Here is a 20,085-nt window from a genome sequence, read left to right as displayed (position 1 = left end):
TCTACCCGCGCACGAGCGTGTGGGGCGGTCCACTACGCTGGCGCGATGGCCGCTGCTTCTGAGGAGATCACACCTTCGCTGGTTCGCTCCCTCGTCTCGGAGCAGTTCCCCGAGTGGTCGGAGTTGCCGATCCGACCGGTGGATGTGCAGGGCTGGGACAACCGCACCTTCCGGCTGGGGGATCGGATGACCGTCCGCCTCCCGAGCGCTGACGGCTACGTCCCCGGCCTCGTCCGCGAGGAGCAGACGCTCGCGCTCCTCGACTCCCGCTTTCGCGTCGCGATCCCCCGCGTCGTGGCGACGGGCGCTCCCTCGGCGGCGTTCACCCGCCCGTGGTCCGTGCGCGAGTGGATCGAAGGGCGCACATTCGCCGCGGTGGAGACGCCCGAACGAGAGCGTGCCATCAGCGGCGTGGGCGATGCTCTGAGGCAGCTGCAGGCCTGCGACACGGCCGGAGGCCCATGGGCAGGCGGCGCATCCGCGTACCGCGGCTGTCACGTGAGCGCGGTCGCCGAGGAGGTTCCCGACCGGCTCTCTCTTCTCGACTCGCGCCGCGCCGATGGATGCCGGGCGCTCTGGGATGCGGCCGTGGCCACCGTGTGGACTGGGCCTCCGGTGTGGGTCCACGGCGATGTCGCGCCGGGCAACATGCTGTTCGACGACGATGGCCGATTGGCGGCGCTGATCGATTTCGGGCAGACCTGCGTGGGAGACCCGGCCTGCGACCTGGCCTTCGCGTGGTTGAGCTGCAGCCCTCACGAACGCGAGCTCCTCCGCGCACGGCTCGAGCTGCCAGAGGATGCGTGGTTGCGAGGCGCTGCGTGGGCGCTGTGGAAGACCCTCATCAGCTCCCCCGAGGAGATGCTCACCAAGTACGGTCGCTCACGGGATGCCGTGCTCAGCGACGTCGCCGAACGGGCGGCGAACTGAGATCGGCGGCACGTCTCCCGCCCATGGATCAGGCGGAGGAGAGCGGGATCCGCACTCCCGTCAGCTCCTCCGAGACGGTCCAGACCCGGGCCGCCTCCTCCGCGCTGCGCAGCCGCGAGTACATCGTCTGCTCGGCCGGCGCGCCGCCGAGGTTGCGGAAGCCGCTCGGTCCGTAGAGGCGCCCGCCGGAAGCATCCGGAGCCGTCGCTGCGTACAGCGCGGGCAGCGCTGCCGACTCCGGCGTCCCGAACAGGAACCCTCGCGCGGAGCCCCAGCGGATGAACCGCACGCCGAGCGTGTCGCGTGACCGGCCCAGTTCGGGCCGCGCGGCCAGCAGGCTGGTCGGCGCGACGCCGGGGTGCGAGAGATTGCTCGTGATGCCCCAGCCCTCCGCCCGGCTGCGCCGATCGAGCTCGAGCCCGAACAGGCCGAACGCGATCTTCGACTGGCTGTACGAGTTCATGCCGTTGTACGAGCGCTCCGCGTTCAGATCATCCCAGTCGATCCGCCGCTCGTTCGCGGCCACGCTGACCTGCGAGGTGACCCTGGCCCTCCCCGCCTGCAGCAGCGGGAGGAGATGCCCGACGAGGGCGAAGTGACCGAGGTGATTCGTTCCGAATTGCAGCTCGAAGCCGTCCGCCGTCGACTGACGTTCCGGTGGGGTCATCACGCCCGCGTTGTTGATCAGCAGGTGGATCGGCCGTCCCGCGTCGCGCATGCGCTCGCCGAAGGCGGCGACGGATGCGAGCGACGACAGATCCAGCGGTGCCGTCTCGATCGAGGCCTCCGGAATCTGAGATCGGATGCTCTCCGTGGCGGCGTCGCCCTTCGTCGTGTTGCGCACGGGCAGCACCACCTCGGCGCCGGCACGCGCCAGTCGTGTCGCGATCCGCAGCCCGATGCCGTCGCTGCCGCCCGTGACGACGGCACGACGGCCGTGCAAGTCGGGGACGTCGAACTCGATCTTCTTCGGCATGATGCTCCTTCGTGGTCCCCTCCACTGTGCTGCCCAGGCGCAGGCGGATCCAGGACCTCCCGATCAGTGGATGAGGTCGGATGCCGGTGAGAGGATCGCAGCATGGCGATCGATCGGACGGCCCTCGCGGACTTCCTCCGCAGGCGGCGCGACATCCTGCAACCGGAGGACGTCGGGCTGCCTCGGGGGAGCAGGCGCCGCACCGACGGCCTCCGGCGCGAAGAGGTCGCCGCCCTCTGCCACATGTCGCCGGACTACTACGCCCGCCTCGAACGCGGACAGGGGCCGATCCCCTCGGAGCAGATGATCGCGTCGATCGCGCAGGGACTGCACCTCACCGCGGAGGAGCGCGACCACCTCTTCCGCCTCGCCGGTCACGCACCCGAGCACGGCGGACGGTCCGGCGAGCACGTGAGCCCGGGGATGCTGCGGATCCTCGATCGCCTGCACGACACACCCGCCGAGATCGTCTCGGAGCTCGGCGAGACGCTGCGTCAGACCTCGCTCGGCGTCGCACTGACCGGTGACGCGGCTCGCTGGAGCGGGCCGGAGCGCAGCATCGGCTTCCGCTGGTTCAGCGTGCCAGAGGTCCGTGACCTGTATCCGCCGGAGGACCACGACTTCCTGTCGAGAGTGTGGGCGGCCGGTCTCAGAGAGGTCATCGCCCGCCGAGGTCCCGACTCGCGCGCCAGGGCGTACGCGGAGCTCCTCCTGGAGCGCAGCCCCGAGTTCCGTGAGGTCTGGGAGCGGCAGGAGGTGGGCATACGTCCGCGCGAGGCGAAGCGCTTCCGGCATCCGGAGGTGGGCGAGCTCGACCTGAACTGCCAGACGCTCATCGATCCGGCACAGGGGCACTCCCTGCTCGTCTACACGGCCGCGCCTGGGTCGGCGAGCCATGAGAAGCTGCGACTGCTGTCCTCGCTGAGCTCGCGGACCGTCTGAGTCAGTCGCCGGATGCCGAGAGCCCGCGAGTGGCGGCGTAGACGCGTTCCGCGAAGTCATCGAGTGCATCGCTGCACGCCCTCAGCCGGTCCGCTGCGGCGGATGCTTCGGCGAGCAGGAGCACATCGCGCCGGCGGATCTCGCGGTGCCATCGGCGAAGGCGGTCGAGGCTCTGCTCCTCCTCCTCCAGCTCGGCGAAGGTGAACTTCTCGGTCGCGATCTCCCTGGCGATCTCATCGGTGTACTTCTCGGTGTCGGCGATGAACTCGCGCCATTCGTCGGCGCGCGCCGAGCGGTAGGCGTCCTCGATGAGTGCGCGGGCCTCGTCGTCGACGGGGTGGACGTCGAAGACCGCGATCGATCCGCCGCCCTCGGAGGCGAGCGCGCCCGCGCGTGCGAGCGCAGGGCGGAAGGGCTCGGAGCCGGGGAGCGCCCACGTGCCCTGCGAGACGGGGACGGCGCCTGCCCTGCGCAGCTCCCGCCAGACCGCGACCCTGTGTCGTGACGGCGCGGAAGGCACCTGCACGACGGCCAGCACCCAGTCGATGATCTCGCTCACCCTCTGACCGTAACACCCGAGCGTTATTAATTGTAGCGTCTGTTACATTCAGAGATGTGATCAGAACAGCTCCCCCGGGGATCGGCGTTGCGCCCCTCTACCTCGCCGGCTTCACGACCGCCTTCGGCGCGCACGGCGTCGCCTCGGTGCTCGGCGCCGAGACCGACGACATCGGCCTGTCGCTTCTCGGGCTCGGCCTCATCCTTGCGCTCTACGACGTGGCCGAGGTCATCCTCAAACCGCTGTTCGGCGCGCTGAGCGACCGCATCGGCGCGAAGCCGGTCATCGTCGGGGGGCTCATCGCGTTCGTCGCGGCGTCCCTGATCGCCCTGATCAGCGCGGCGCCGGCGGCGCTCGCCGTCGCACGGCTCGGCCAGGGCGCCGCGGCGTCGGCCTTCTCCCCGGCATCCTCGGCGGCCGTCGCGCGCCTGGCGGGCCCGGAGCGCCTCGGCCGGTACTTCGGCCGCTACGGCGCCTGGAAGAGCCTCGGCTATGTTCTCGGTCCGCTGATCGGCGTGGGCCTCGCGCATACGCTGGGCATTCAGGCGCTGTACGTCGCTCTGGCCGTGGTCGCCGCGGTAGCCGCCGTCTGGGTGCTGCTGGCCATGCCTCAGCTGCCGGTCGTGCCGCGTCCGCGCTACACGCTGCTGGATCTCGTCCGTCAGACGACGGATCGGGGCTTCCTTGTCCCGACGCTCCTGCTGGCGGCCACGACCGGGGTGCTCGGCGTCGCGGTCGGATTCCTTCCGCTGCTCGCGACGCGATTGGGCCTGCACCCCCTCGCCGGAGCCGCTGCCGTCGCCCTCCTGGCCGTCGGATCGATGATCGCCCAACCCCTCATCGGACGGCTGAGGGACGAGGGGCGCATCGGCACGAGGGGCGGAGCGGCGGTCGGGATGCTCGTGATCGCGCTCATGGTCGCCGTGCTCGCCGCCTGGCCCGTTCCGGCGACGCTCCTCGTCGGCGCTCTGCTGCTCGGCGCGGCGGTCGGGACCGTCACGCCTCTGGCCTTCGCGCATCTGGCCTCGGTCACTCCCGCCGAGCGGATGGGCCGCACGATGGGCAACGCCGAGCTGGGGCGCGAGCTCGGCGACGCCGGCGGCCCGCTGCTCGTCGGCGCGCTCGCCACGGCGTGGACCCTGCCCGGAGCGCTCGCCGTCCTCGCCGGGGTCTCCGCCGCGTCCGGTGCGATCGGCTGGTTCGGGCTGCGTGTCCGCGATCGGGAGTAGCGTCGGGGCATGCTCTCGTTCGGTTCGCTGACGACTCCGGTCGGAACGCTCGGCGTGCGCAGCGACGGTGCCTCGATCGTCGAAGTGGGCTGGAGCATCGACGGTGCGGAGGATGCCGGTGCCGACCCGCTCATCGATGAGGCGATCGCGCAGCTCACCGCCTACTTCGATGGCGCCCTCCGGCGCTTCGCCCTCCCCGTGGATCTCGGGAGGCAGACGGCCGCGACCTCCGCGGTCCTGACCGCGCTGCACGAGGGCGTCGCTCACGGCGAGACGGTCACCTACGGCGAACTCGCGGCACGCAGCGGGACGAGTGTTCCCGCGCGCGGGATCGGCGCGATCATGGGTGCGAATCCGCTGCCGATCATCGTCCCGTGCCACCGCGTCGTCGCAGGCGACGGGCTGGGCGGGTACTCCGGCGGGCCGCCGGGCAGGGGGCTCCAGACCAAGCGCTGGCTGCTCGAGCACGAGGGTGCGCTGCCGGCGGCCCTGTTCTGACTGCACGACCGGACGAGGTGTCCCCGTGTCATCGGCGCTCCTGCACCTGCGAGAATGGAGGTCCGCGTCGAGAACGAACCGAGGAGCCTCCCGTGCAGTACATCTCCACCCGAGGCGGCATGCAGCCGCTGCCGTACTGCGACACCCTGCTCGAAGGCCTCGCGACCGATGGCGGCCTCGCGGTCCCCGAGACGATGCCGACCGTCGACGGCGAGACGCTGGAGCGCTGGCGTGCGCTGACCTATCCGCAGCTCGCGACCGAGGTGCTCGGCCTCTTCGCCACCGACATCCCCCGTGAAGACCTCGCCCGGATGACCGAGGCCGCCTACGAGAGCTTCCCCGAGGAGGTCGTGCCGCTGCGCGACATCGACGGCGGCATCACGCTGGTCGGGCTCTCGGAGGGGCCGACGCTGGCGTTCAAGGACATGGCCATGCAGTTCCTCGGCCAGGTCGTCGAGTACGCGCTCGAGCGCAAGGGCTCCGTGCTCAACATCCTCGGGGCCACCTCCGGCGACACGGGCTCCGCCGCCGAGCACGCGCTGCGCGGCAAGGACCGGATCTCGGTGTTCATGCTCTCGCCGCAGGGCCGGATGAGCGCGTTCCAGCGCGCGCAGATGTTCTCCCTCGACGACGAGAACGTGCACAACATCGCCGTCGACGGCGTCTTCGACGACTGCCAGAACCTTGTCAAGGAGCTGGCAGGAGATCTCGACTTCAAGCGTGCTCAGCACCTGGGCGCGGTCAACTCCATCAACCTCGCCCGCATCACGGCGCAGGTCGTCTACTACTTCTGGGCATGGCTGCGCGCGACGGATGCCGGTGGCTGGACCGAGCTGAGCGTCACCGTGCCGTCCGGCAACTTCGGCAACATCCTCTCCGGGTTCTACGCGCGCGAGATGGGCCTGCCGATCCGGCGCCTCGTGCTGGCGACGAACGAGAACAACGTCCTGGACGAGTTCTTCCGCACGGGCATCTACCGCCCCCGCAGCGCGGACCAGACGCTCGCCACCTCGAGCCCGTCGATGGACATCTCCAAGGCCTCCAACCTCGAACGCTTCATCTTCGAGCTCGCGGGCCGCGACGCCGACCGGGTGCTCGCCGCCTGGCGCGACCTCGACGGCCAGGGGTTCTTCGACTTCTCGGCCGACCTCGCCCGATTCGAGGAGGAGTTCGGGATCGTCAGCGGCACCTCCACGCACGCCGACCGACTCGAGACCATCAGGGCGGTGCACGAGGCATCCGGCGACATCATCGATCCGCACACGGCGGATGGCGTGAAGGTCGCCCGCGAGTACGTCGAGTCGGGTGTGCCGATGCTCGTGCTCGAGACGGCCAAGCCCCAGAAGTTCGCCGAGACGATCCGCGAGGCGATCGGCGTCGAGCTGGACTACTCCCCGGAGCTGCAGGCCATGCTCGCCGCGCCCCAGCACGTCACGGAGATGCCGGACGACGCGGCGGCGCTGCGCGCCTTCATCGAGGCGAACGCCCTGCGCTGACCTCTGTTCGGGGGCCTTCTCGGTCTCCGTGGGGAGTATCGCGTGATGAACGCCGGAATCTCCGATCTCTTCCCTGAGGCGTCGCGTGCGCGCGCCGGGAAGAGGACTACGGGTGGGATCGGCTTTCGTGATCAACGACGTCACCAGCGTGCTCGAGGTAGTCGGCGCGACCGGTCTCGTGTCCGCGGTGCTCTGCGCCATCGCAGCCATGATCGCGACAGCGTGGAACCGGGGCGGGCTTCTCGCCGGGGCGGTGGCATGCTGGCTCGTCTCGCTCGTACTGACCATCGCGTACTCCTACGGCGAGGTGTGGATGCCGATCGTGGCCGCCCTTCTCGTGATGCCCGTGCTCAGCGGGATCGGACTGGCTCTCCGGTCGGCGCATGCACGCGCCGACCGGGCGCTGCGTGTGCTCAGCGGGCGGCCCGCTCCGTTGTCCGCCGCGGCCAAGGCCGCGCCCTGGGCCTCGGCCGAAGGAGTGCTCTCCGCCAGGCGATGAGCGGGCGAGCGAGGGCCCGTGGACAGCGGCGGCGCACGGTGAGAGTGTGAGGTCATGACGCGGGCAACCGGTCCGCGTCCCCATTCGAGGAGCAGAGATGTTCGAGAACTCCGATGCCTTCAGCGGCATGTCGACCGATGACATCGCCGCCTCGCGCGATTTCTACGAGAGCGTGCTGGGCCTCACCGTCGTGGAGCAGGGTGGCATGCTCTCGGTGCAGCTGCCGAAGGGCGGGGCGGTGCTGATCTATCCCAAGGACGACCACCGGCCGGCGACGTTCACCGTGCTGAACTTCCCCGTCGCCGACATCGACGCGGTGGTCGATGAGCTCACGGCCAAGGGCGTGGACATGCTGCGCTACGACGGCAGCGGGCAGGATGAGAAGGGCATCGCGCGAGGCAAGGCTGCCGGTCGCGGGCCGGACATCGCGTGGTTCGCCGATCCCGCGGGCAACGTCCTCTCCGTCCTCTCCGTTTGATCCGGCTTCTCGGGAAGCCGGCGCGTCACTCGACGAGCTTGCCCGCGGTGTCGACGTCGCGCATGAGCGCGGCGATCTCGGCGGGCACCGGAGGGATCTCCTCGCGGGTGACCCCCGTCGACGGCGACCACACCAGGTTCACCTGAAGCGTCGGGTCGGTGTCGGGGAAGTCGCTGCGGTTGTGGCATCCACGGGTCTCTCGTCGCTCGAGGGCGGCCTCCAGGGTCGCCCGCGCCGCGAGTGCGGAGGCCTTCAGGTCGAAGGCATGCGCGAGGTCCTGGAAACCCGCGATGTCGGGGTGGATGCCGATGTCCTCCATGCGGCCCTCGATCATGTCGATCTCCGCGAGCCCCGCCTTCAGCCCCTCCTCGGAGCGGACGACGCCGGCGTGCTCGGTCATCGTGTTGCGGATCGCCCGCTGCAGGGCGCGCACGTTCTCCCTGCCGTCCGCGGCGAGCAGATCGTCGATCTCCGCGCGTGCGGTGGCGACGGCTTCCGCCGACCTCTGCTGCGTATCGAGGCCGGCGGCGTGAGCCATGGCCGCCTGGCCGACGATCCGGCCGTACACCAGCAGCTCGATGAGCGAGTTGCCGCCCAGCCGGTTCGCGCCGTGCAGCCCGCTGGATGCCTCTCCGATCGCGTACAGGCCGTCGACGTCTGTGCCGTGGTCCTCCGGGCGCACCCAGACCCCGCCCATCGAGTAGTGCGCGGTCGGCGCGATCTCGATGGGATCCGTCGTGATGTCGAGCATCTGAAGCTCGAGCATCGTCTGGTAGACCCGGGGGAGACGGCTCATGATCGTCTCGCGCGGCAGGTGCGAGACGTCCAGCCAGACGCCGCCGTTCGGGGTGCCCCGTCCCTCCTGGATCTCGGTGTAGGCGGCGAGGGCGACTCGGTCGCGGGTGGAGAGCTCCATCCGCTCCGGGTCGTAGGAGGACATGAACCGTTCTCCCAGGGCATTGCGGAGGATTCCGCCCTCGCCCCGAGCTGCTTCGGAGATCAAGGTTCCGGCAGCGTTCTCCGGCTCGATGATGCCCGAGGGGTGGAACTGCACGAGCTCGGGATCGCGCAGGCGTGCCCCGGCGTCGACGGCGAGGCGGAAGGAGTCTCCGGTGTTCTCATCCCGTCGTGAGGAGGTGCGCCGCCAGATCCGGTTGTGCCCGCCGGCGGCGAGGATCACGGCATCCGCGTGGATGAGATACCGGGTGCCGTCGGACTGATCGAAGCCGTATGCGCCGAAGACGACGCCGTCCTTCACGAGGATGCGGGTGATGTACACGCCGTCGAGGATCGGCACGTCCAACTGCTCGGCCCGGCGGACGAGCGTGCGCTGGATCTCGAGTCCGGTGTAGTCTCCCGCGAATGCCGTGCGCCGATACGTGTGCGCGCCGAAGAAGCGCTGCGAGATGCGGCCGTCGTCCTCTCGGGCGAAGTCCATGCCCCAGCGCTCGAGGTCCTGGATGCCGCGTTCGGCGCCGCGGGTGACGACCTCGACCGTGTGCGGGTTGGCGAGCAGGTAGCTCTCGGTGATCGTGTCGGCGGCGTGCTGCTGCCAGCTGTCCTCGGCGTCCATCGTGCCGAGCGCCGCGTTGATGCCCCCGGCGGCCAGGGAGGTGTGCGCGTCGTTGCGGGGGCGTTTGCCGACGGCGAGCACGTCGACGCCGTGCTCGGCGACCTCGATGGCGGCGCGGAGGCCGGAGCCCCCGGTGCCGATGATGAGGACGGTGGTGGAGATCTGTCGTTCGCGGGCTGTCATACTTCCACGGTAGGAACGCGCCGACGATAACTCCAATGCATTGTTAGTCTGTTTACGATAGCCTGTACGCATGAACCTCGAACAGCTCCGCGGCTTCGTCGAGGTTGCGGACGTCGCCCACTTCACCCGTGCGGCCGAACGCCTGCACCTCGCGCAGCCCTCGCTCAGCCGACAGATCTCGTCGCTCGAGAAGGAGCTCGGTGCCGAGCTCTTCCACAGGGCGAGGGGGCACATCGCCCTCACGCCTGCGGGGCGCACACTGCTCCCGCGTGCCAGGCGCATGCTGGCCGATGCCGAGGCCATCCGTGTCGAGATGGCGGAGCTCGCCGGGCTCCAGCGCGGGCGCGTGCGACTGGGCGCGACGCCCACGCTCTGCGTCAGCCTCGTCGCCGAGGCGATGGCGGCCTTCCATGCCGAGCATCCCGGCATCGAGCTGCAGCTCATCGAAGGCGGCTCGCACCTTCTCATCGAGCAGCTCGCCGGCGGTGCGCTCGATCTCGCGCTCATCACCGTCTCCGAGGGGCTCGAGCAGGAGGGGCAGGCCCTCGTGCGCGCCCCTCTGCTCGTCGAGGAGCTCGTCGTCGCATACCCCGCAACGGCAGAGCCGTCGTCCGAGAAAGCCATCGGCCTCGAGCGTCTTGCGGAGCTTCCGCTGATCTCCTTCGCCGAGAGCTATGACCTCCGCTCGGCGACGGATACGGCGTTCCGGGTCGCCGGTCTTCAGCCCGAGCCCGTCGTCGAGGGTGCGGAGATGGATGCCGTGCTGCGCTTCGTCGAGCGCGGCCTCGGCGTCGCCGTCGTCCCCGCGACCGTCCTCGTCGACCGTCCTGCGCTGCGTTCGGTGCGGTTGGATGCTCCGCAGCTCACCCGCACCATCAGCATCGCCCACCGGTCGGATGTGAACCCCACCAGAGCGGCCGTCGCCATGCGGGAGTTCATCCTCACCAGCGCTGCAGATCTCGCCGCCGCCTCGCCGGAGACGCTGCGGCTCGCCGACTGAGGCGCGGGCCCTTGCCGTCGGGCTACGCCTTCGCTGGAAGCGCCATGACGGCGGCGGCCAGCACCTGAGGAACGGTGGGCACCCCCTCGGCGCGGAACACCTGTGCGCCGGCAGCATCGCGGATGATCACCGTGGGGGTGTGCGTGATGTCGAGCGCTTCGGCGGCATCAGGGTCCTGCGCGACGTCGATCTCGGTGATCCGGGCATCCGGCAGGAACCGTGCGGCATCCGCGACAACCGCGCGCGTGCGCGTGCATGCTCCGCAGAACGCGGAGGTCACCAGGGTCAGTTCCACCTCCGGTGCAACACGGTCACTGGCGAAGCTGTTCCCTGGGGCGCAGGTTCACGATGAGCACGCTCACGAGCACCAGGACGATCCCGAGCCCCTGGAAGGCGGTGAGCACCTCGCCGGCGAAGGCCACGCCGAGCACGACGCCGGTCACCGGATTGAGCAGGCCGATCACGCCGACGACGCCGGCCGGCAGGTGTCGGAATCCCGTGAACCAGCAGAAGAAGCCCAGCGCGGTCGCGACGAGGCTCACATAGGCGAAGGCGATCGCCTCGCTCGGGGTGATCGCAGGGGGAGTGCGTTCGAAGATGGCGGCCACCGCGAGCAGCTCGAGCCCTCCGGCGACGAGCTGCCAGGCGGTCACGGTCAGCACCGGCGTCCCGTCGTCCCAGCGTTTGGTGAGGATGGCTCCGACGGACGACAACGCCATAGCGCCCAGCGATGCGGCGATGCCCCAGCCGTCGAGGCGTCCGGATGCGGTGCCGACGATGAGCAGAACCCCGCCCGCGCCGACGACGGCGCCGAGCACCACGCGCATCGTCGGGCGCTCGTGGATGATCAGCCAGGCGGCGGCTGCGATCACGAGCGGGCTCAGCGACATGAGCGACGCGGCGACGCTGGACGGCAGCAGTTGCGCTGCGACATAGACGAGGAAGAAGAACGCGCCCATGTTCAGGGTGCCCAGTACGATCGAGCGCCACCACCACGCCCCGCGCGGAAGCCTGCGGGCGATGAGCAGCAGCACCAGGCCGGCGGGCAGCGCGCGGATCGCCGATCCCCACAGCGGAGAGTCGGCGGGGAGGAAGTTCCTCGTGACCCAGTAGGTCGACCCGAACACGATCGGGCCGACCGCGGCGACGAGCGGCCATCGGATGCTGCGCCAGATCCGCCGGATCTCGAATTCATTTTCCATGGAAACAAGTATAGCTTCCATGGAAAGTACAATGGCACGATGAGCACAGACCGCGTCGCCCATTTCGTCGAGCAGTGGCGCGCCCAGCGCCCGGATCTCGACCCGAGCCCCATGGCGATCATCGGGCGCATGCGCAGGATCACGGACGACTTCACGGCGGTGCTCATCGAGAACTACCGGCGCTTCGGCATCGGCGAAGGCGAGTTCGACGCGCTGTGCGCGCTGCGCCGAGCCGGCGAGCCCTTCGCCCTCCCGCTGGGGGAGATCGCCGGGCACACCATGGTCACCGCCGGTGCGACCTCGAAGCGCGTCGACCGACTCGAACGCGCGGGGCTCGTCTCGCGGAACGCTCAACCGAACGATGGCCGCGGCCGTATCGTCTCGCTGACCGCATCCGGCCGTCGACTCATCGACGAGGCCTATCCGGCGCATCTGAGCGTCGAGGAGGAGCTGCTCGCCCCGCTCTCCGCTGGCGAGCGGATTCAGCTGGAGGCCCTGCTCCGCAAGCTCGCCGAGGGCTGATCGCTCAGGACGAGTTCGTGCCAGTGCGCGGGTGCAGAAGCCCTGACGCTGCGCCCAGCGCGGCGCCGAACAACGTGTCCACGATCCGTTCGACGGCGACCGACATATCGCCGATCTCTCCCGTGGCCGCACCGGTGAGCAGGAGCACGAGCGGCGTGATGAACACCAGGGCCAGGGCGTAGTGCCGGATGACGACGAGCTCGATGCTGAACTGCAGGACGCCCAGCAGCAGAGCCAGCCAGAGACCGGAGGGATGCAGCAGGGCGAGCAGCGCATAGGCGCCCGCACCGACGACCGTGCCGAGCAGGCGGTGCAGGCCGCGTTGGAGAGCAGCCCTTCGGGCAGCGGCGACCCCGATCACGGCGACGCCGGCGCCCACGATCCAGTAGCTGCGGTCCTGGTCGACGAACATCGCGATCGCGGAGCCGATGACGGCCACGAGCGCGACCCGCAGCAGCAGCATCCTGGCATCCGCGTCCAGGGACGGGCCGGGGAGCAGCTCCCGCAGCGCACGGGCGGGCACCGCTCTGACGCGCGGGACGACCAGCGGAGCGACGGCCACGAGATAGGAGAAGGCGCATCCCGCCGTGAAAGCGGCGAGGTAGGTGCCAGGCAGCACGGCCGAGGAGCCGACCACGTGCGCGGACAAGCCGAAGACGAGCACGAAGAAGAGCGGCCCCGGCGGCCCCAGCCGGAAGGCGAAGGCCGTGGCGGCGCTCCCGATGGCGACGACGATCACGCCGACGGTCACCAGCCAACCACTGGGCGTGACGAGCACACCCAGCGCCGCGCACACCACCAGACCTGCCGCGACGAACGGCAGCGTCTTGGCGCGCTCGACGACGGGAGCGGAGGAGACGAACAGCACGGTGAACGCTCCGGATGCCGCCACGTACCCGAGCGAGGGCTCGCCGAGCAGCGTCATCACCGCGATGGGGACGGCGAGCCCGAGGGCCGCCTGAAGGCCGATCTGCCAGCGTGGACCGCGCGACGGGCCGAACGCGAACAGACTCACCTGACTATTCTCTCCCCGTCCGGCGCCTCCGATCGACGAGAGCATGAAAGAGGGCGGCCCACTGCGGCGGCGAGAGCTCTCTCGGCAGGCCGTTGCGGCGGATGCCCGCGTCACCGAGCGCGCGGTCGATCGCGGATGCCGAATGCGCCCCTCCCCGGAGGATCTGTCGCATTCCTCCGCCGGTTCCTCGGAACACCTGTCCGACGAAGCGTGCGTAGGCGCGGCGATCCCGTTCATCGACGAGCGGCGTGCGGCGGCGCTCGATCGACAGGATGCCGCCGTCGACCGCGGGCATGGGGCGGAAGGCGCGGGCCGGCACCCTGTCGTGCAGGTGGAAGGCGAACCACGGCGCGGCCTGCGCGGTCATCATCGTGGAGCCGCCGATGCCGGCGCGCTTGCGTGCCACCTCCCACTGCGTGAGCAGGATGGCATGCCGCCAGCCTCCCGCATCCAGCAGGCGTCTGAGCATGGGCGTGGTCAGGTGGAAGGGGATGTTGCCGACGATCACGGGGCGATCGAGCGGGTGGTGCAGCGCGTCGGCGTGCCGTACGTCGACGCCGGGGATACGATCCCGGACGTGGCGGACCCGGCGTTCGTCGATGTCGATGGCGCGCAGATCACGGCCGAGGTGGATCAGGTGCCGTGTGAGGGCGCCATCGCCGGCACCGATCTCCAGGATCGGGCCGCGTGTGGCCGCGGTCAACGCGGCGAGGCGCTGCAGGGTGGGTTGGTGGACGAGGAAGTTCTGGCCGAGTTCGTGTCGTCCACCGAGATGGGAAGTCGGTCGTGGTCGGGGCGAGGGCATGGTGCGCTCCTGGGATCGGAAGGAGCACCCGGCTGGCGAGCGTGCGCGGGCACGCGAGATCGCGCCTCCGGGTGCGTGGGCATCCGGAACGACGACGCGCGAAGCTATACGACCATCAACGCGCCGTCAGGCGCGGCGGTCGCGGAAGAGCAGCTGCTGCGCGCCGACGCGCGCACTCTTGATCATTCCCATGCCGACGAGCCTACCCTGCGCGCCGTCCGTCCGCGCCGAGAATGCGCAGCAGGGCGTCGAAGGCCGACGCGCCGAGCTCTGCATCCGCCGTCGGATCGCCGCCGCGCGCCATGCGCTGCCCGCCGGTCGGAACGCGCTCCCCGGGGAAAGGCACGCGATGTCCGGCATCCGGATGCGTGCGGACGTTCGTGTCGAGGCCCGCAGCCGCCCGGCGCGCGACGATCCGCTCGGTGAACGTGACGCTCGGCCACACCCGGTCGTCGCCGCCGGCGACGAGCAGGAGCTCGCCGCCGATCCGCTCCACCGGGATCGCGGCGCGCGCCGACGTCTCCGTGTCCGCCGCCAGACTTCGCGCGTACAGCTGGCGGAACTCCGGCGGGTCGGTCTCGGCGACCCAGTCCGAGACGAACGGCACCCAGGGCACCGGCTCGCCGGCGATGGTCCAGTGCGAGGACCACTGTCCTTCGTGGATGCCGGGCCACACCACGGACGTGGGTGCGATGGCGATGGCGGCATCCGTTACCGCGAGCGAAGCCGTCAGGAGCGCCGCCTCCGCTCCGAACGAGGTGCCGAGGATGGCGACCCGGTCGCACATCTCACGCAGCCGGTCGAGCTCGGCGAAGAACGCCTCGATCGGCACCTCATGCGGAACGGGGCGCTGACCTTCGCCGCCGAACCATCGGATCGCGTGCGCGCGCACCCCGTGGCGGGCGAGGAGATCCGCCCGCTCGGTCTCGACGCGTCCGCTGGATCCGGCGAGCACGAGGATGCCGGTCGGCGCCTCGGCATCCGGCAACGCCTCGTACCGGTCGGTGGCGGCGATCGCGTGCATGCCTCCATCCTGCCGTGCGGGTCGGTGGACGGTCGACATCCGGGGGTCAGCGCGTGCGCCCGACCAGCCATTCCGCGAAGGTCTGGCGGCCGAGGTCCGCTTCGGCGCCCGGGAGGGCGAGGCCTTCCCGCATCCCCTTCATCTGACGCGTCGGCAGGTTGACCGTAGGAATCCACCCGCGGTGTCCCTCGACCGTGGCGTAGCCGCGGATCATCTCCGCCAGGCTCTCCTCGCGGGGGCCGGCGAAGTCGACAGCTCGCCCGCGCGGCGCGCCGACGGCGATCGCGGCGAGGCGTTCGCCGACCTCCCGTGCTGCCACTGGCTGCGTCCTGGCATTCGGCGCGAGACGCAGCGGGCCGAGCTTCGCGCGCTCGTACATCTGGGCGGCGAACTCGTGGAACTGCGTGGCGCGCTGGATCGTCCAGGGGACGGACGACGCCTGGAGCACCTTCTCCTGCGCGACCTTGCCCGCGTAGTAGTCGTAGGGGATGCGGTCGATACCCACGATCGACAGCAGCACGACATGCTGCACGCCGGCCTCCACCGCGGCGGAGACGAGATTGCCCGTCGCGGCGGTGAAGAACTCGATGGCCGCGGATGCCTTGAGCGTCGAGATGTTCGAGGTGTCGATGACGGCATCCGCTCCCGAGAGGGCCTCGACCAGCCCCGCGCCGGTGACGAGGTCCACCCCGCTCGCGCGGCTCAGCGTCACCGCCTCGTGACCGGCTGCCCGGACGGCCTCGACCGTGCGGCTCCCGACGACTCCGGTTCCTCCGGCGACGGCGATTCTCATATCCTGCTCTCCTTCTCTTCGTGGTCCTGCTCATGACGGCTCTGGTGCGATCTTCTCGCGCGCGGCCCCGGCAGCATGAGCAGGATGCCGAGGATGAGGCTCCCGCCGAGGCCGATGACGTTCCCGATCACATCGATCATCGCCATCCCCCCGAACTGCGACGCGTGGTAGATCAGGTGCGGCACGCCGAAGACGGTCCAGGCGACCCCGATCACCCTGGCGGCCTCGGGGCCGCGGGCGAAGACGGCGACGGCGCTCGCCGCGGCGAGTCCGAGATAGAGCCCCCCCGACGTCGCGGATCAGGTGGTCGTTGAACGGCCCGTCGACGGCGATCCAGATCCGGCCGAAGCCGGGGAACGCGCGATAGAAGCCCTCGGGCCAGATCGCAGCCCACAGGCCCACGTATGCGCCGACCGCGGCGGTCGGCGCCAGCAGTGCGCGCTTCCAGAACATGCTCATGACTCTTCGACGATGCAGCCACGCGGAATGTGAGCATTCGCCCCCGACGTCCACCGATCGCGAGAGGATGGGCGCGATGGATGAGGTGCTGGAGCGCGAACGCCGCTCGATGATGGCGCTCGGGTACCGGCTGCTCGGCACGGTCGCCGACGCCGAGGATGCCGTGCAGGAGACCTATGTGCGGTGGTACCGGCTGTCGGAGGACGAGCGGATGGCCATCCGCAATCCCGCCGCATGGCTGACGCGGGTCGCCGGTCGTGTGTGCCTCGACATGCTGGGCTCGGCAAGGGCCCGACGGGAGAAGTACGTCGGCGAGTGGCTGCCGGAGCCCGTGCCGGGGGACTGGGCTGCTCCGGCATCCGTCGATCCGCTCGACCGCGTGGCACAGGACGAATCGGTCGGCATGGCGCTCATGGTCATCCTCGATGCGCTCACGCCTGCGGAGCGGGTGGCCTTCGTGCTGCACGACGTGTTCGGGGTGCCGTTCGCCGAGGTCGCGCAGACAATCGGCCGCAGTGCCGATGCTGCCCGCCAGCTGGCGTCGCAGGCGCGCCGGCGGGTGGGCGAGCGGCGTGCCGGGCTCGCTACGAGAGCGCAGCACGATGCCGTCGCCCTGGCGTTCGCCGAAGCAGCCGAGACCGGCGAGCTCGACAGGCTGGTCGAGCTCCTCGATCCGGACGTCGTGCTCCGCTCCGACGGCGGAGGCAAGGTCTCGGCCGCGCGAAAGCCCGTGCTCGGAGCGGATCGCGTCGGCCGATTCCTGCTCGGGATCCCGCGGCTGGAGCCGCGGCTCATGCTGTCGCCGGTGGTCGCCGGAGACGGCATCGCGTTCCTCGGCACGGTCGATGGGCGTGCGGACTCGCTCGTCTCCCTCGTCGTCGATGGCGATCGCATCACCGAGGTGCAGATCGTGCGCAATCCCGACAAGCTGACGCTCTGGCGCTGAGCCTCCGCCGAGCATCGCCGCATCGGCGTCGCCGTCGATACGATGTGCGAATGAGCGCATCGACGGCACGGTCGGGCATCGCCGAGAGGCTGGCCAGGATGATCCGCATCCCGACGGTCTCGGCGGAGCTGGACGCACGGGGGAAGGAGCCCTTCGAGAGCTTCGTCGACCTCATCGCCGAGCTGTATCCGCTGACCCACGAGCACCTCGCCGTGGAGCGGCACACCGACTTCGGTCTGCTGTTCCACTGGCGCGGGGAGGCCGCCGCCGACCCCGTCGTGCTGATGGCGCATTACGACGTGGTGCCGGTCGACGAGAGCGACCCCTGGACGCATCCCCCCTTCGATGGCCGCGTCGAAGACGGCTGGGTGTTCGGGCGGGGCACGCTCGATGACAAGGGGCCCTTGATCGTCGTTCTCGAGGCGGTCGAGAACCTCCTCGCCGACGGGTTCACGCCCCCACGGGACGTCTACCTCTCCTTCGGCGGCAACGAGGAGACCTACGGCGACGCAGCGCGGGTGATCGCGCAGACGCTGCACGACCGCGGGGTCAGGCCGTGGCTCGTCATCGACGAGGGCGGCGCCGTCGTCGACGCACCGCTGTCGTTCGTCAAGGGCGACGCGGCGATGATCGGCCTGGCGGAGAAGGGCATCGTCAGTCTGCGGCTCTCGGTGCGCGACGAACCAGGTCATGCATCGGCACCACCCGCGTACACGGCGGTGCGCCGGATCGCGCGCGCCGTGAACCGGCTGAGCCCTTCGACGTTCCGGCCAAGGGCTCCGAAAGCGGTGACCGGGATGCTCGGCGCGCTCGCCGCCCAGGCGACCGGTGCCTCGCGACTGCTGCTGCGCGTGCTGAGCGCGGTCCCTCCCCTCACCGCGCGGCTGTTCGCCGTGATGGGTGCAGAGCCGGCCGCGATGGTGCGCACGACGATCGCTGCCACCATGCAGGATGGCGGCACCGCGGTCAATGTCATCCCCTCACAGGCATCCGCCACCCTCAACCTGCGGATCGCTCTGGGGGAGACGGTCGAGAGCGTGACCGAGCGCGTCCGCCGGCGGGTGGCCGATGAGAAGGTGCGCGTGGAGGTCATCGAGGGCAGCGACCCGTCACCGGAATCGCACGCCGACAATGCGCAGTTCGCGTTGATCGGCGAGGCGCTCGGTGTCGCGTACCCCGGCGTTCCTGCCGTGCCGTACGTGATGATGCAGGCATCCGACGCCCGGTACTTCCATCGCCTGTTCCCCGAGGTGTACCGCTTCGCCCCGCTGCGGATGTCCGCCGCGCAGCGCGCCGGCATCCACGGCATCGACGAGCGGGTCGAGATCGCGTCGCTGGAGCGCGGCGAGATCTTCCATCGGACGCTCATCGAACGACTCGGCGGTGCGCGATGACGCGCGCGGCGTCGATCGGCGCGCTCGCCTCTGTCGTCGGCTTCCTCGCCTTCGTCGAGTTCACCAGCGGAGTGCTGCAGGGCTACTACACTCCGATGCTCACGGACATCGCCAGGCACCTGGGCATCCACGATGCCGACGTGAATTGGCTCGAAGGCGCGCAGCTCATGCTCTCGGCCCTCGTGGTACCGGCGCTGGCCAAGCTCGGCGACATGGTCGGGCACAAGCGGATGCTTCTCGTCTCCACCGCTCTCACGGGGGCTGCGGCGCTCGTGCTGCCGTTCACCGACTCGTTCGCTGTCTTCCTCGTGGCATGGGCCCTGATGGGCTTCTACGTCGTCTGGCTGCCCCTGGAGATCGCCCTCATCTGGTCGCGCTCACGGCGCATGGAAGGACGCTCGGTCATCACGGCGAAAGCGGCGGGCATCCTCGTCGCCGCCCTGGAGATCGGGGCGATCGGCGGAGCGCTCCTGGGCGGTGCGCTGATCGATGCGCTTCCCCTCACCGTCGTCCTGCTCGTTCCGGCGATCCTCGTCATCGCGTGCTTCTTCGTCATCCTGTTCGGGGTGAAGGAGTCGCCGGATCAGACCGGCGGCGTCTTCGACACAGTCGGCCTGGTGCTGATCTCGCTGGCGCTGCTCTGCTTCACCGGCGGGCTCAGCCTGCTGCGCCTCGAGGGGGGCCTCACGAACCCCTGGTCGTGGGCGGTCGTGGTGATCGGCCTCCTGCTCGTCATCCCCTTCGTGCGGTGGGAGCTGCGCTGTGACGATCCCTTGGTCGACGTGCGGATGTTCCGTTCACCCGCGCTCGGGCCGGTGTTCCTCACCGCAGGGCTCTTCGGCGTCAGCGTGCTCGGCGCGCAGGCGCCGCTGTCCACCTTCGCGCGCACGGATCCCGAGGTCTACGGCTACGGGCTGGGGACGGCCGGGTTCATGACCTCGCTGCTCATCGGGGTGTACCTCATCGGCATGATCACGGGTGCGCTCGCCTACCCGTGGATCGCCAGGCTCACCACCCCGCGTCTCACCCTCATCGGCGCTTCGCTGCTCGTGGGAGCCGGTTACCTCCTCTTCCTGCCGTTCCACGACACCTACCTGCAGACGGTCACGAACATGGTGATCGCCGGCCTCGGCTCCGGTGCTCTGGTCGCTGCTCTCCCCGCCGCCGCTGCCTCGGCGGCGCCGGCGTCGCAGACGGGCGTGGCGACAGGGTTGACCAACTCCGTGAAGACCGTGGGAGGAGCGATCGCCTCGTGCGTGTTCGGCATCGCTCTGCTCAACGGCGTCGCCTCTTCGGCGGCAGGTGCGGAGGGGACGGCTGGGTCGCTCGCCGGCTACATCACGGTGTGGACCGTCTGCGGCGTGACGGCCCTGGTCGCCGCGGTGCTCCTCGTCTTCGTGCCCAAGGAGGCCTTCACCGACCGATCGGATGCGGTCGTCGCCGCACACTGAGCGGCGGCCTTCGGGGTGGGGTGCGTCGGAGAACCCGGACCGAATCGTGCGGGTTCGGCGTGTCGACGGGCGACACGCCGAACCCGCATCCATCGGTCTGGGCTTCCCGGG

Annotated in this window: 22 protein-coding genes; 12 read left to right on the top strand and 10 right to left on the bottom strand. The window is 70.1% G+C overall.

The annotated features are described in order from the left end of the window. The first annotated feature begins 45 nt into the window (after positions 1 to 45). A complete protein-coding gene (locus ACWGJP_RS02610) occupies positions 46 to 930 on the top strand; it encodes an aminoglycoside phosphotransferase family protein (RefSeq protein WP_452328191.1) in 885 nt (294 codons plus the stop codon). Positions 931 to 958: 28 nt separating this feature from the next. Here the strand turns inward: ACWGJP_RS02610 and ACWGJP_RS02605 are convergent, their stop codons facing one another. Next, positions 959 to 1,906 carry an SDR family oxidoreductase gene (locus ACWGJP_RS02605; protein WP_452328190.1) on the bottom strand — a complete coding sequence of 316 codons (948 nt, stop codon included), beginning with the start codon at positions 1,904 to 1,906 and terminating at the stop codon, positions 959 to 961. A 102-nt stretch (positions 1,907 to 2,008) separates the two neighbouring features. Here ACWGJP_RS02605 and ACWGJP_RS02600 point away from each other — a divergent pair, with 102 nt between their 5' ends. Beyond that, positions 2,009 to 2,848 carry a helix-turn-helix transcriptional regulator gene (locus ACWGJP_RS02600; RefSeq protein WP_452328189.1) on the top strand — a complete coding sequence of 280 codons (840 nt, stop codon included), beginning with the start codon at positions 2,009 to 2,011 and terminating at the stop codon, positions 2,846 to 2,848. Between the two features lies 1 nt (position 2,849). Here ACWGJP_RS02600 and ACWGJP_RS02595 read toward each other — a convergent pair whose 3' ends face one another. Next, positions 2,850 to 3,407, bottom strand: a complete 558-nt coding sequence (locus ACWGJP_RS02595) for a Chromate resistance protein ChrB (RefSeq protein ID WP_452328188.1) — start codon at positions 3,405 to 3,407, stop codon at positions 2,850 to 2,852. A 56-nt stretch (positions 3,408 to 3,463) separates the two neighbouring features. Here ACWGJP_RS02595 and ACWGJP_RS02590 point away from each other — a divergent pair, with 56 nt between their 5' ends. The 5 genes from ACWGJP_RS02590 to ACWGJP_RS02570 all read left to right on the top strand — a co-directional run bounded on the left by ACWGJP_RS02590 (position 3,464) and on the right by ACWGJP_RS02570 (position 7,607). Then, on the top strand, positions 3,464 to 4,636 hold the full coding sequence (locus tag ACWGJP_RS02590; RefSeq protein WP_452328187.1) for an MFS transporter: 1,173 nt from the start codon (positions 3,464 to 3,466) through the stop codon (positions 4,634 to 4,636). Positions 4,637 to 4,645: 9 nt separating this feature from the next. Further along, positions 4,646 to 5,134 (top strand): methylated-DNA--[protein]-cysteine S-methyltransferase, encoded by a 489-nt coding sequence (locus tag ACWGJP_RS02585; protein ID WP_452328186.1) that lies wholly within the window; start codon positions 4,646 to 4,648, stop codon positions 5,132 to 5,134. 92 nt (positions 5,135 to 5,226) lie between these two features. After that, positions 5,227 to 6,630 carry a threonine synthase gene (thrC, locus tag ACWGJP_RS02580; protein ID WP_452328185.1) on the top strand — a complete coding sequence of 468 codons (1,404 nt, stop codon included), beginning with the start codon at positions 5,227 to 5,229 and terminating at the stop codon, positions 6,628 to 6,630. 112 nt (positions 6,631 to 6,742) lie between these two features. Beyond that, positions 6,743 to 7,129, top strand: a complete 387-nt coding sequence (locus ACWGJP_RS02575; protein ID WP_452328184.1) for a hypothetical protein — start codon at positions 6,743 to 6,745, stop codon at positions 7,127 to 7,129. A gap of 97 nt (positions 7,130 to 7,226) precedes the next feature. After that, on the top strand, positions 7,227 to 7,607 hold the full coding sequence (locus ACWGJP_RS02570; protein WP_452328183.1) for a VOC family protein: 381 nt from the start codon (positions 7,227 to 7,229) through the stop codon (positions 7,605 to 7,607). A 25-nt stretch (positions 7,608 to 7,632) separates the two neighbouring features. On the opposite strand, the gene ACWGJP_RS02565 is transcribed toward ACWGJP_RS02570, so the two are convergent. After that, positions 7,633 to 9,363 carry an L-aspartate oxidase gene (locus tag ACWGJP_RS02565; protein ID WP_452328182.1) on the bottom strand — a complete coding sequence of 577 codons (1,731 nt, stop codon included), beginning with the start codon at positions 9,361 to 9,363 and terminating at the stop codon, positions 7,633 to 7,635. Positions 9,364 to 9,433: 70 nt separating this feature from the next. Here ACWGJP_RS02565 and ACWGJP_RS02560 point away from each other — a divergent pair, with 70 nt between their 5' ends. Continuing rightward, entirely contained in the window at positions 9,434 to 10,363 is a 930-nt protein-coding gene (locus tag ACWGJP_RS02560; protein ID WP_452328181.1) for a LysR family transcriptional regulator, read from the top strand. Between the two features lie 22 nt (positions 10,364 to 10,385). Here ACWGJP_RS02560 and ACWGJP_RS02555 read toward each other — a convergent pair whose 3' ends face one another. Both ACWGJP_RS02555 and ACWGJP_RS02550 read right to left on the bottom strand, forming a co-directional pair. After that, the gene (locus ACWGJP_RS02555) at positions 10,386 to 10,658 is read right to left on the bottom strand and encodes a thioredoxin domain-containing protein (protein ID WP_452328180.1); all 273 of its coding nucleotides are present in this window, start codon (positions 10,656 to 10,658) and stop codon (positions 10,386 to 10,388) included. 16 nt (positions 10,659 to 10,674) lie between these two features. Continuing rightward, complete coding sequence (locus tag ACWGJP_RS02550; RefSeq protein WP_452328179.1) at positions 10,675 to 11,565, bottom strand: DMT family transporter; 891 nt, start codon at positions 11,563 to 11,565, stop codon at positions 10,675 to 10,677. Positions 11,566 to 11,604: 39 nt separating this feature from the next. Here ACWGJP_RS02550 and ACWGJP_RS02545 point away from each other — a divergent pair, with 39 nt between their 5' ends. Continuing rightward, positions 11,605 to 12,087, top strand: a complete 483-nt coding sequence (locus ACWGJP_RS02545) for a MarR family winged helix-turn-helix transcriptional regulator (protein ID WP_452328178.1) — start codon at positions 11,605 to 11,607, stop codon at positions 12,085 to 12,087. A 4-nt stretch (positions 12,088 to 12,091) separates the two neighbouring features. Here the strand turns inward: ACWGJP_RS02545 and ACWGJP_RS02540 are convergent, their stop codons facing one another. The 5 genes from ACWGJP_RS02540 to ACWGJP_RS02520 all read right to left on the bottom strand — a co-directional run bounded on the left by ACWGJP_RS02540 (position 12,092) and on the right by ACWGJP_RS02520 (position 15,939). Next, a complete protein-coding gene (locus ACWGJP_RS02540) occupies positions 12,092 to 13,102 on the bottom strand; it encodes an FUSC family protein (protein ID WP_452328177.1) in 1,011 nt (336 codons plus the stop codon). A 4-nt stretch (positions 13,103 to 13,106) separates the two neighbouring features. Next, positions 13,107 to 13,907, bottom strand: coding sequence for a 23S ribosomal RNA methyltransferase Erm (gene erm / locus ACWGJP_RS02535; protein ID WP_452328176.1), 801 nt, complete (start codon positions 13,905 to 13,907; stop codon positions 13,107 to 13,109). 202 nt (positions 13,908 to 14,109) lie between these two features. Beyond that, positions 14,110 to 14,931 (bottom strand): acyl-CoA thioester hydrolase/BAAT C-terminal domain-containing protein, encoded by an 822-nt coding sequence (locus ACWGJP_RS02530; RefSeq protein WP_452328175.1) that lies wholly within the window; start codon positions 14,929 to 14,931, stop codon positions 14,110 to 14,112. Between the two features lie 46 nt (positions 14,932 to 14,977). Beyond that, a complete protein-coding gene (locus tag ACWGJP_RS02525; RefSeq protein ID WP_452328174.1) occupies positions 14,978 to 15,724 on the bottom strand; it encodes an SDR family oxidoreductase in 747 nt (248 codons plus the stop codon). After that, the gene (locus ACWGJP_RS02520) at positions 15,721 to 15,939 is read right to left on the bottom strand and encodes a hypothetical protein (RefSeq protein ID WP_452328173.1); all 219 of its coding nucleotides are present in this window, start codon (positions 15,937 to 15,939) and stop codon (positions 15,721 to 15,723) included. Before ACWGJP_RS02520 ends, ACWGJP_RS02525 begins: the two co-directional genes overlap by 4 nt. Before the next feature lie 320 nt (positions 15,940 to 16,259). Here ACWGJP_RS02520 and sigJ point away from each other — a divergent pair, with 320 nt between their 5' ends. Genes sigJ through ACWGJP_RS02505 form a run of 3 tightly spaced genes read left to right on the top strand, consistent with a single transcriptional unit; the run spans position 16,260 to position 19,974 of the window. Beyond that, the gene (gene sigJ, locus ACWGJP_RS02515) at positions 16,260 to 17,129 is read left to right on the top strand and encodes an RNA polymerase sigma factor SigJ (RefSeq protein WP_452328172.1); all 870 of its coding nucleotides are present in this window, start codon (positions 16,260 to 16,262) and stop codon (positions 17,127 to 17,129) included. A gap of 50 nt (positions 17,130 to 17,179) precedes the next feature. Next, entirely contained in the window at positions 17,180 to 18,523 is a 1,344-nt protein-coding gene (locus tag ACWGJP_RS02510) for a M20/M25/M40 family metallo-hydrolase (protein ID WP_452328171.1), read from the top strand. Continuing rightward, positions 18,520 to 19,974, top strand: coding sequence for an MFS transporter (locus tag ACWGJP_RS02505; protein ID WP_452328170.1), 1,455 nt, complete (start codon positions 18,520 to 18,522; stop codon positions 19,972 to 19,974). The genes ACWGJP_RS02510 and ACWGJP_RS02505 overlap by 4 nt, the downstream gene beginning before the upstream one ends. Positions 19,975 to 20,085: the final 111 nt, after the last annotated feature.

This window comes from Microbacterium sp. NPDC055903, assembly GCF_053615555.1.
This window is presented reverse-complemented; position numbering and strand designations above follow the sequence as displayed.

Bases quoted from the DNA above. Each gene is read 5' to 3' on its own strand.
- ACWGJP_RS02565 (WP_452328182.1), bottom strand. From the start codon at position 9,363: ATGACAGCCCGCGAACGACAGATCTCCACCACCGTCCTCATCATCGGC.
- sigJ (WP_452328172.1), top strand. From the start codon at position 16,260: ATGGATGAGGTGCTGGAGCGCGAACGCCGCTCGATGATGGCGCTCGGG.
- ACWGJP_RS02605 (WP_452328190.1), bottom strand. From the start codon at position 1,906: ATGCCGAAGAAGATCGAGTTCGACGTCCCCGACTTGCACGGCCGTCGT.
- ACWGJP_RS02545 (WP_452328178.1), top strand. From the start codon at position 11,605: ATGAGCACAGACCGCGTCGCCCATTTCGTCGAGCAGTGGCGCGCCCAG.
- ACWGJP_RS02530 (WP_452328175.1), bottom strand. From the start codon at position 14,931: ATGCACGCGATCGCCGCCACCGACCGGTACGAGGCGTTGCCGGATGCC.
- ACWGJP_RS02570 (WP_452328183.1), top strand. From the start codon at position 7,227: ATGTTCGAGAACTCCGATGCCTTCAGCGGCATGTCGACCGATGACATC.
- ACWGJP_RS02585 (WP_452328186.1), top strand. From the start codon at position 4,646: ATGCTCTCGTTCGGTTCGCTGACGACTCCGGTCGGAACGCTCGGCGTG.
- erm (WP_452328176.1), bottom strand. From the start codon at position 13,907: ATGCCCTCGCCCCGACCACGACCGACTTCCCATCTCGGTGGACGACAC.
- ACWGJP_RS02510 (WP_452328171.1), top strand. From the start codon at position 17,180: ATGAGCGCATCGACGGCACGGTCGGGCATCGCCGAGAGGCTGGCCAGG.
- ACWGJP_RS02550 (WP_452328179.1), bottom strand. From the start codon at position 11,565: ATGGAAAATGAATTCGAGATCCGGCGGATCTGGCGCAGCATCCGATGG.
- ACWGJP_RS02525 (WP_452328174.1), bottom strand. From the start codon at position 15,724: ATGAGAATCGCCGTCGCCGGAGGAACCGGAGTCGTCGGGAGCCGCACG.
- ACWGJP_RS02505 (WP_452328170.1), top strand. From the start codon at position 18,520: ATGACGCGCGCGGCGTCGATCGGCGCGCTCGCCTCTGTCGTCGGCTTC.
- ACWGJP_RS02610 (WP_452328191.1), top strand. From the start codon at position 46: ATGGCCGCTGCTTCTGAGGAGATCACACCTTCGCTGGTTCGCTCCCTC.
- ACWGJP_RS02600 (WP_452328189.1), top strand. From the start codon at position 2,009: ATGGCGATCGATCGGACGGCCCTCGCGGACTTCCTCCGCAGGCGGCGC.
- ACWGJP_RS02560 (WP_452328181.1), top strand. From the start codon at position 9,434: ATGAACCTCGAACAGCTCCGCGGCTTCGTCGAGGTTGCGGACGTCGCC.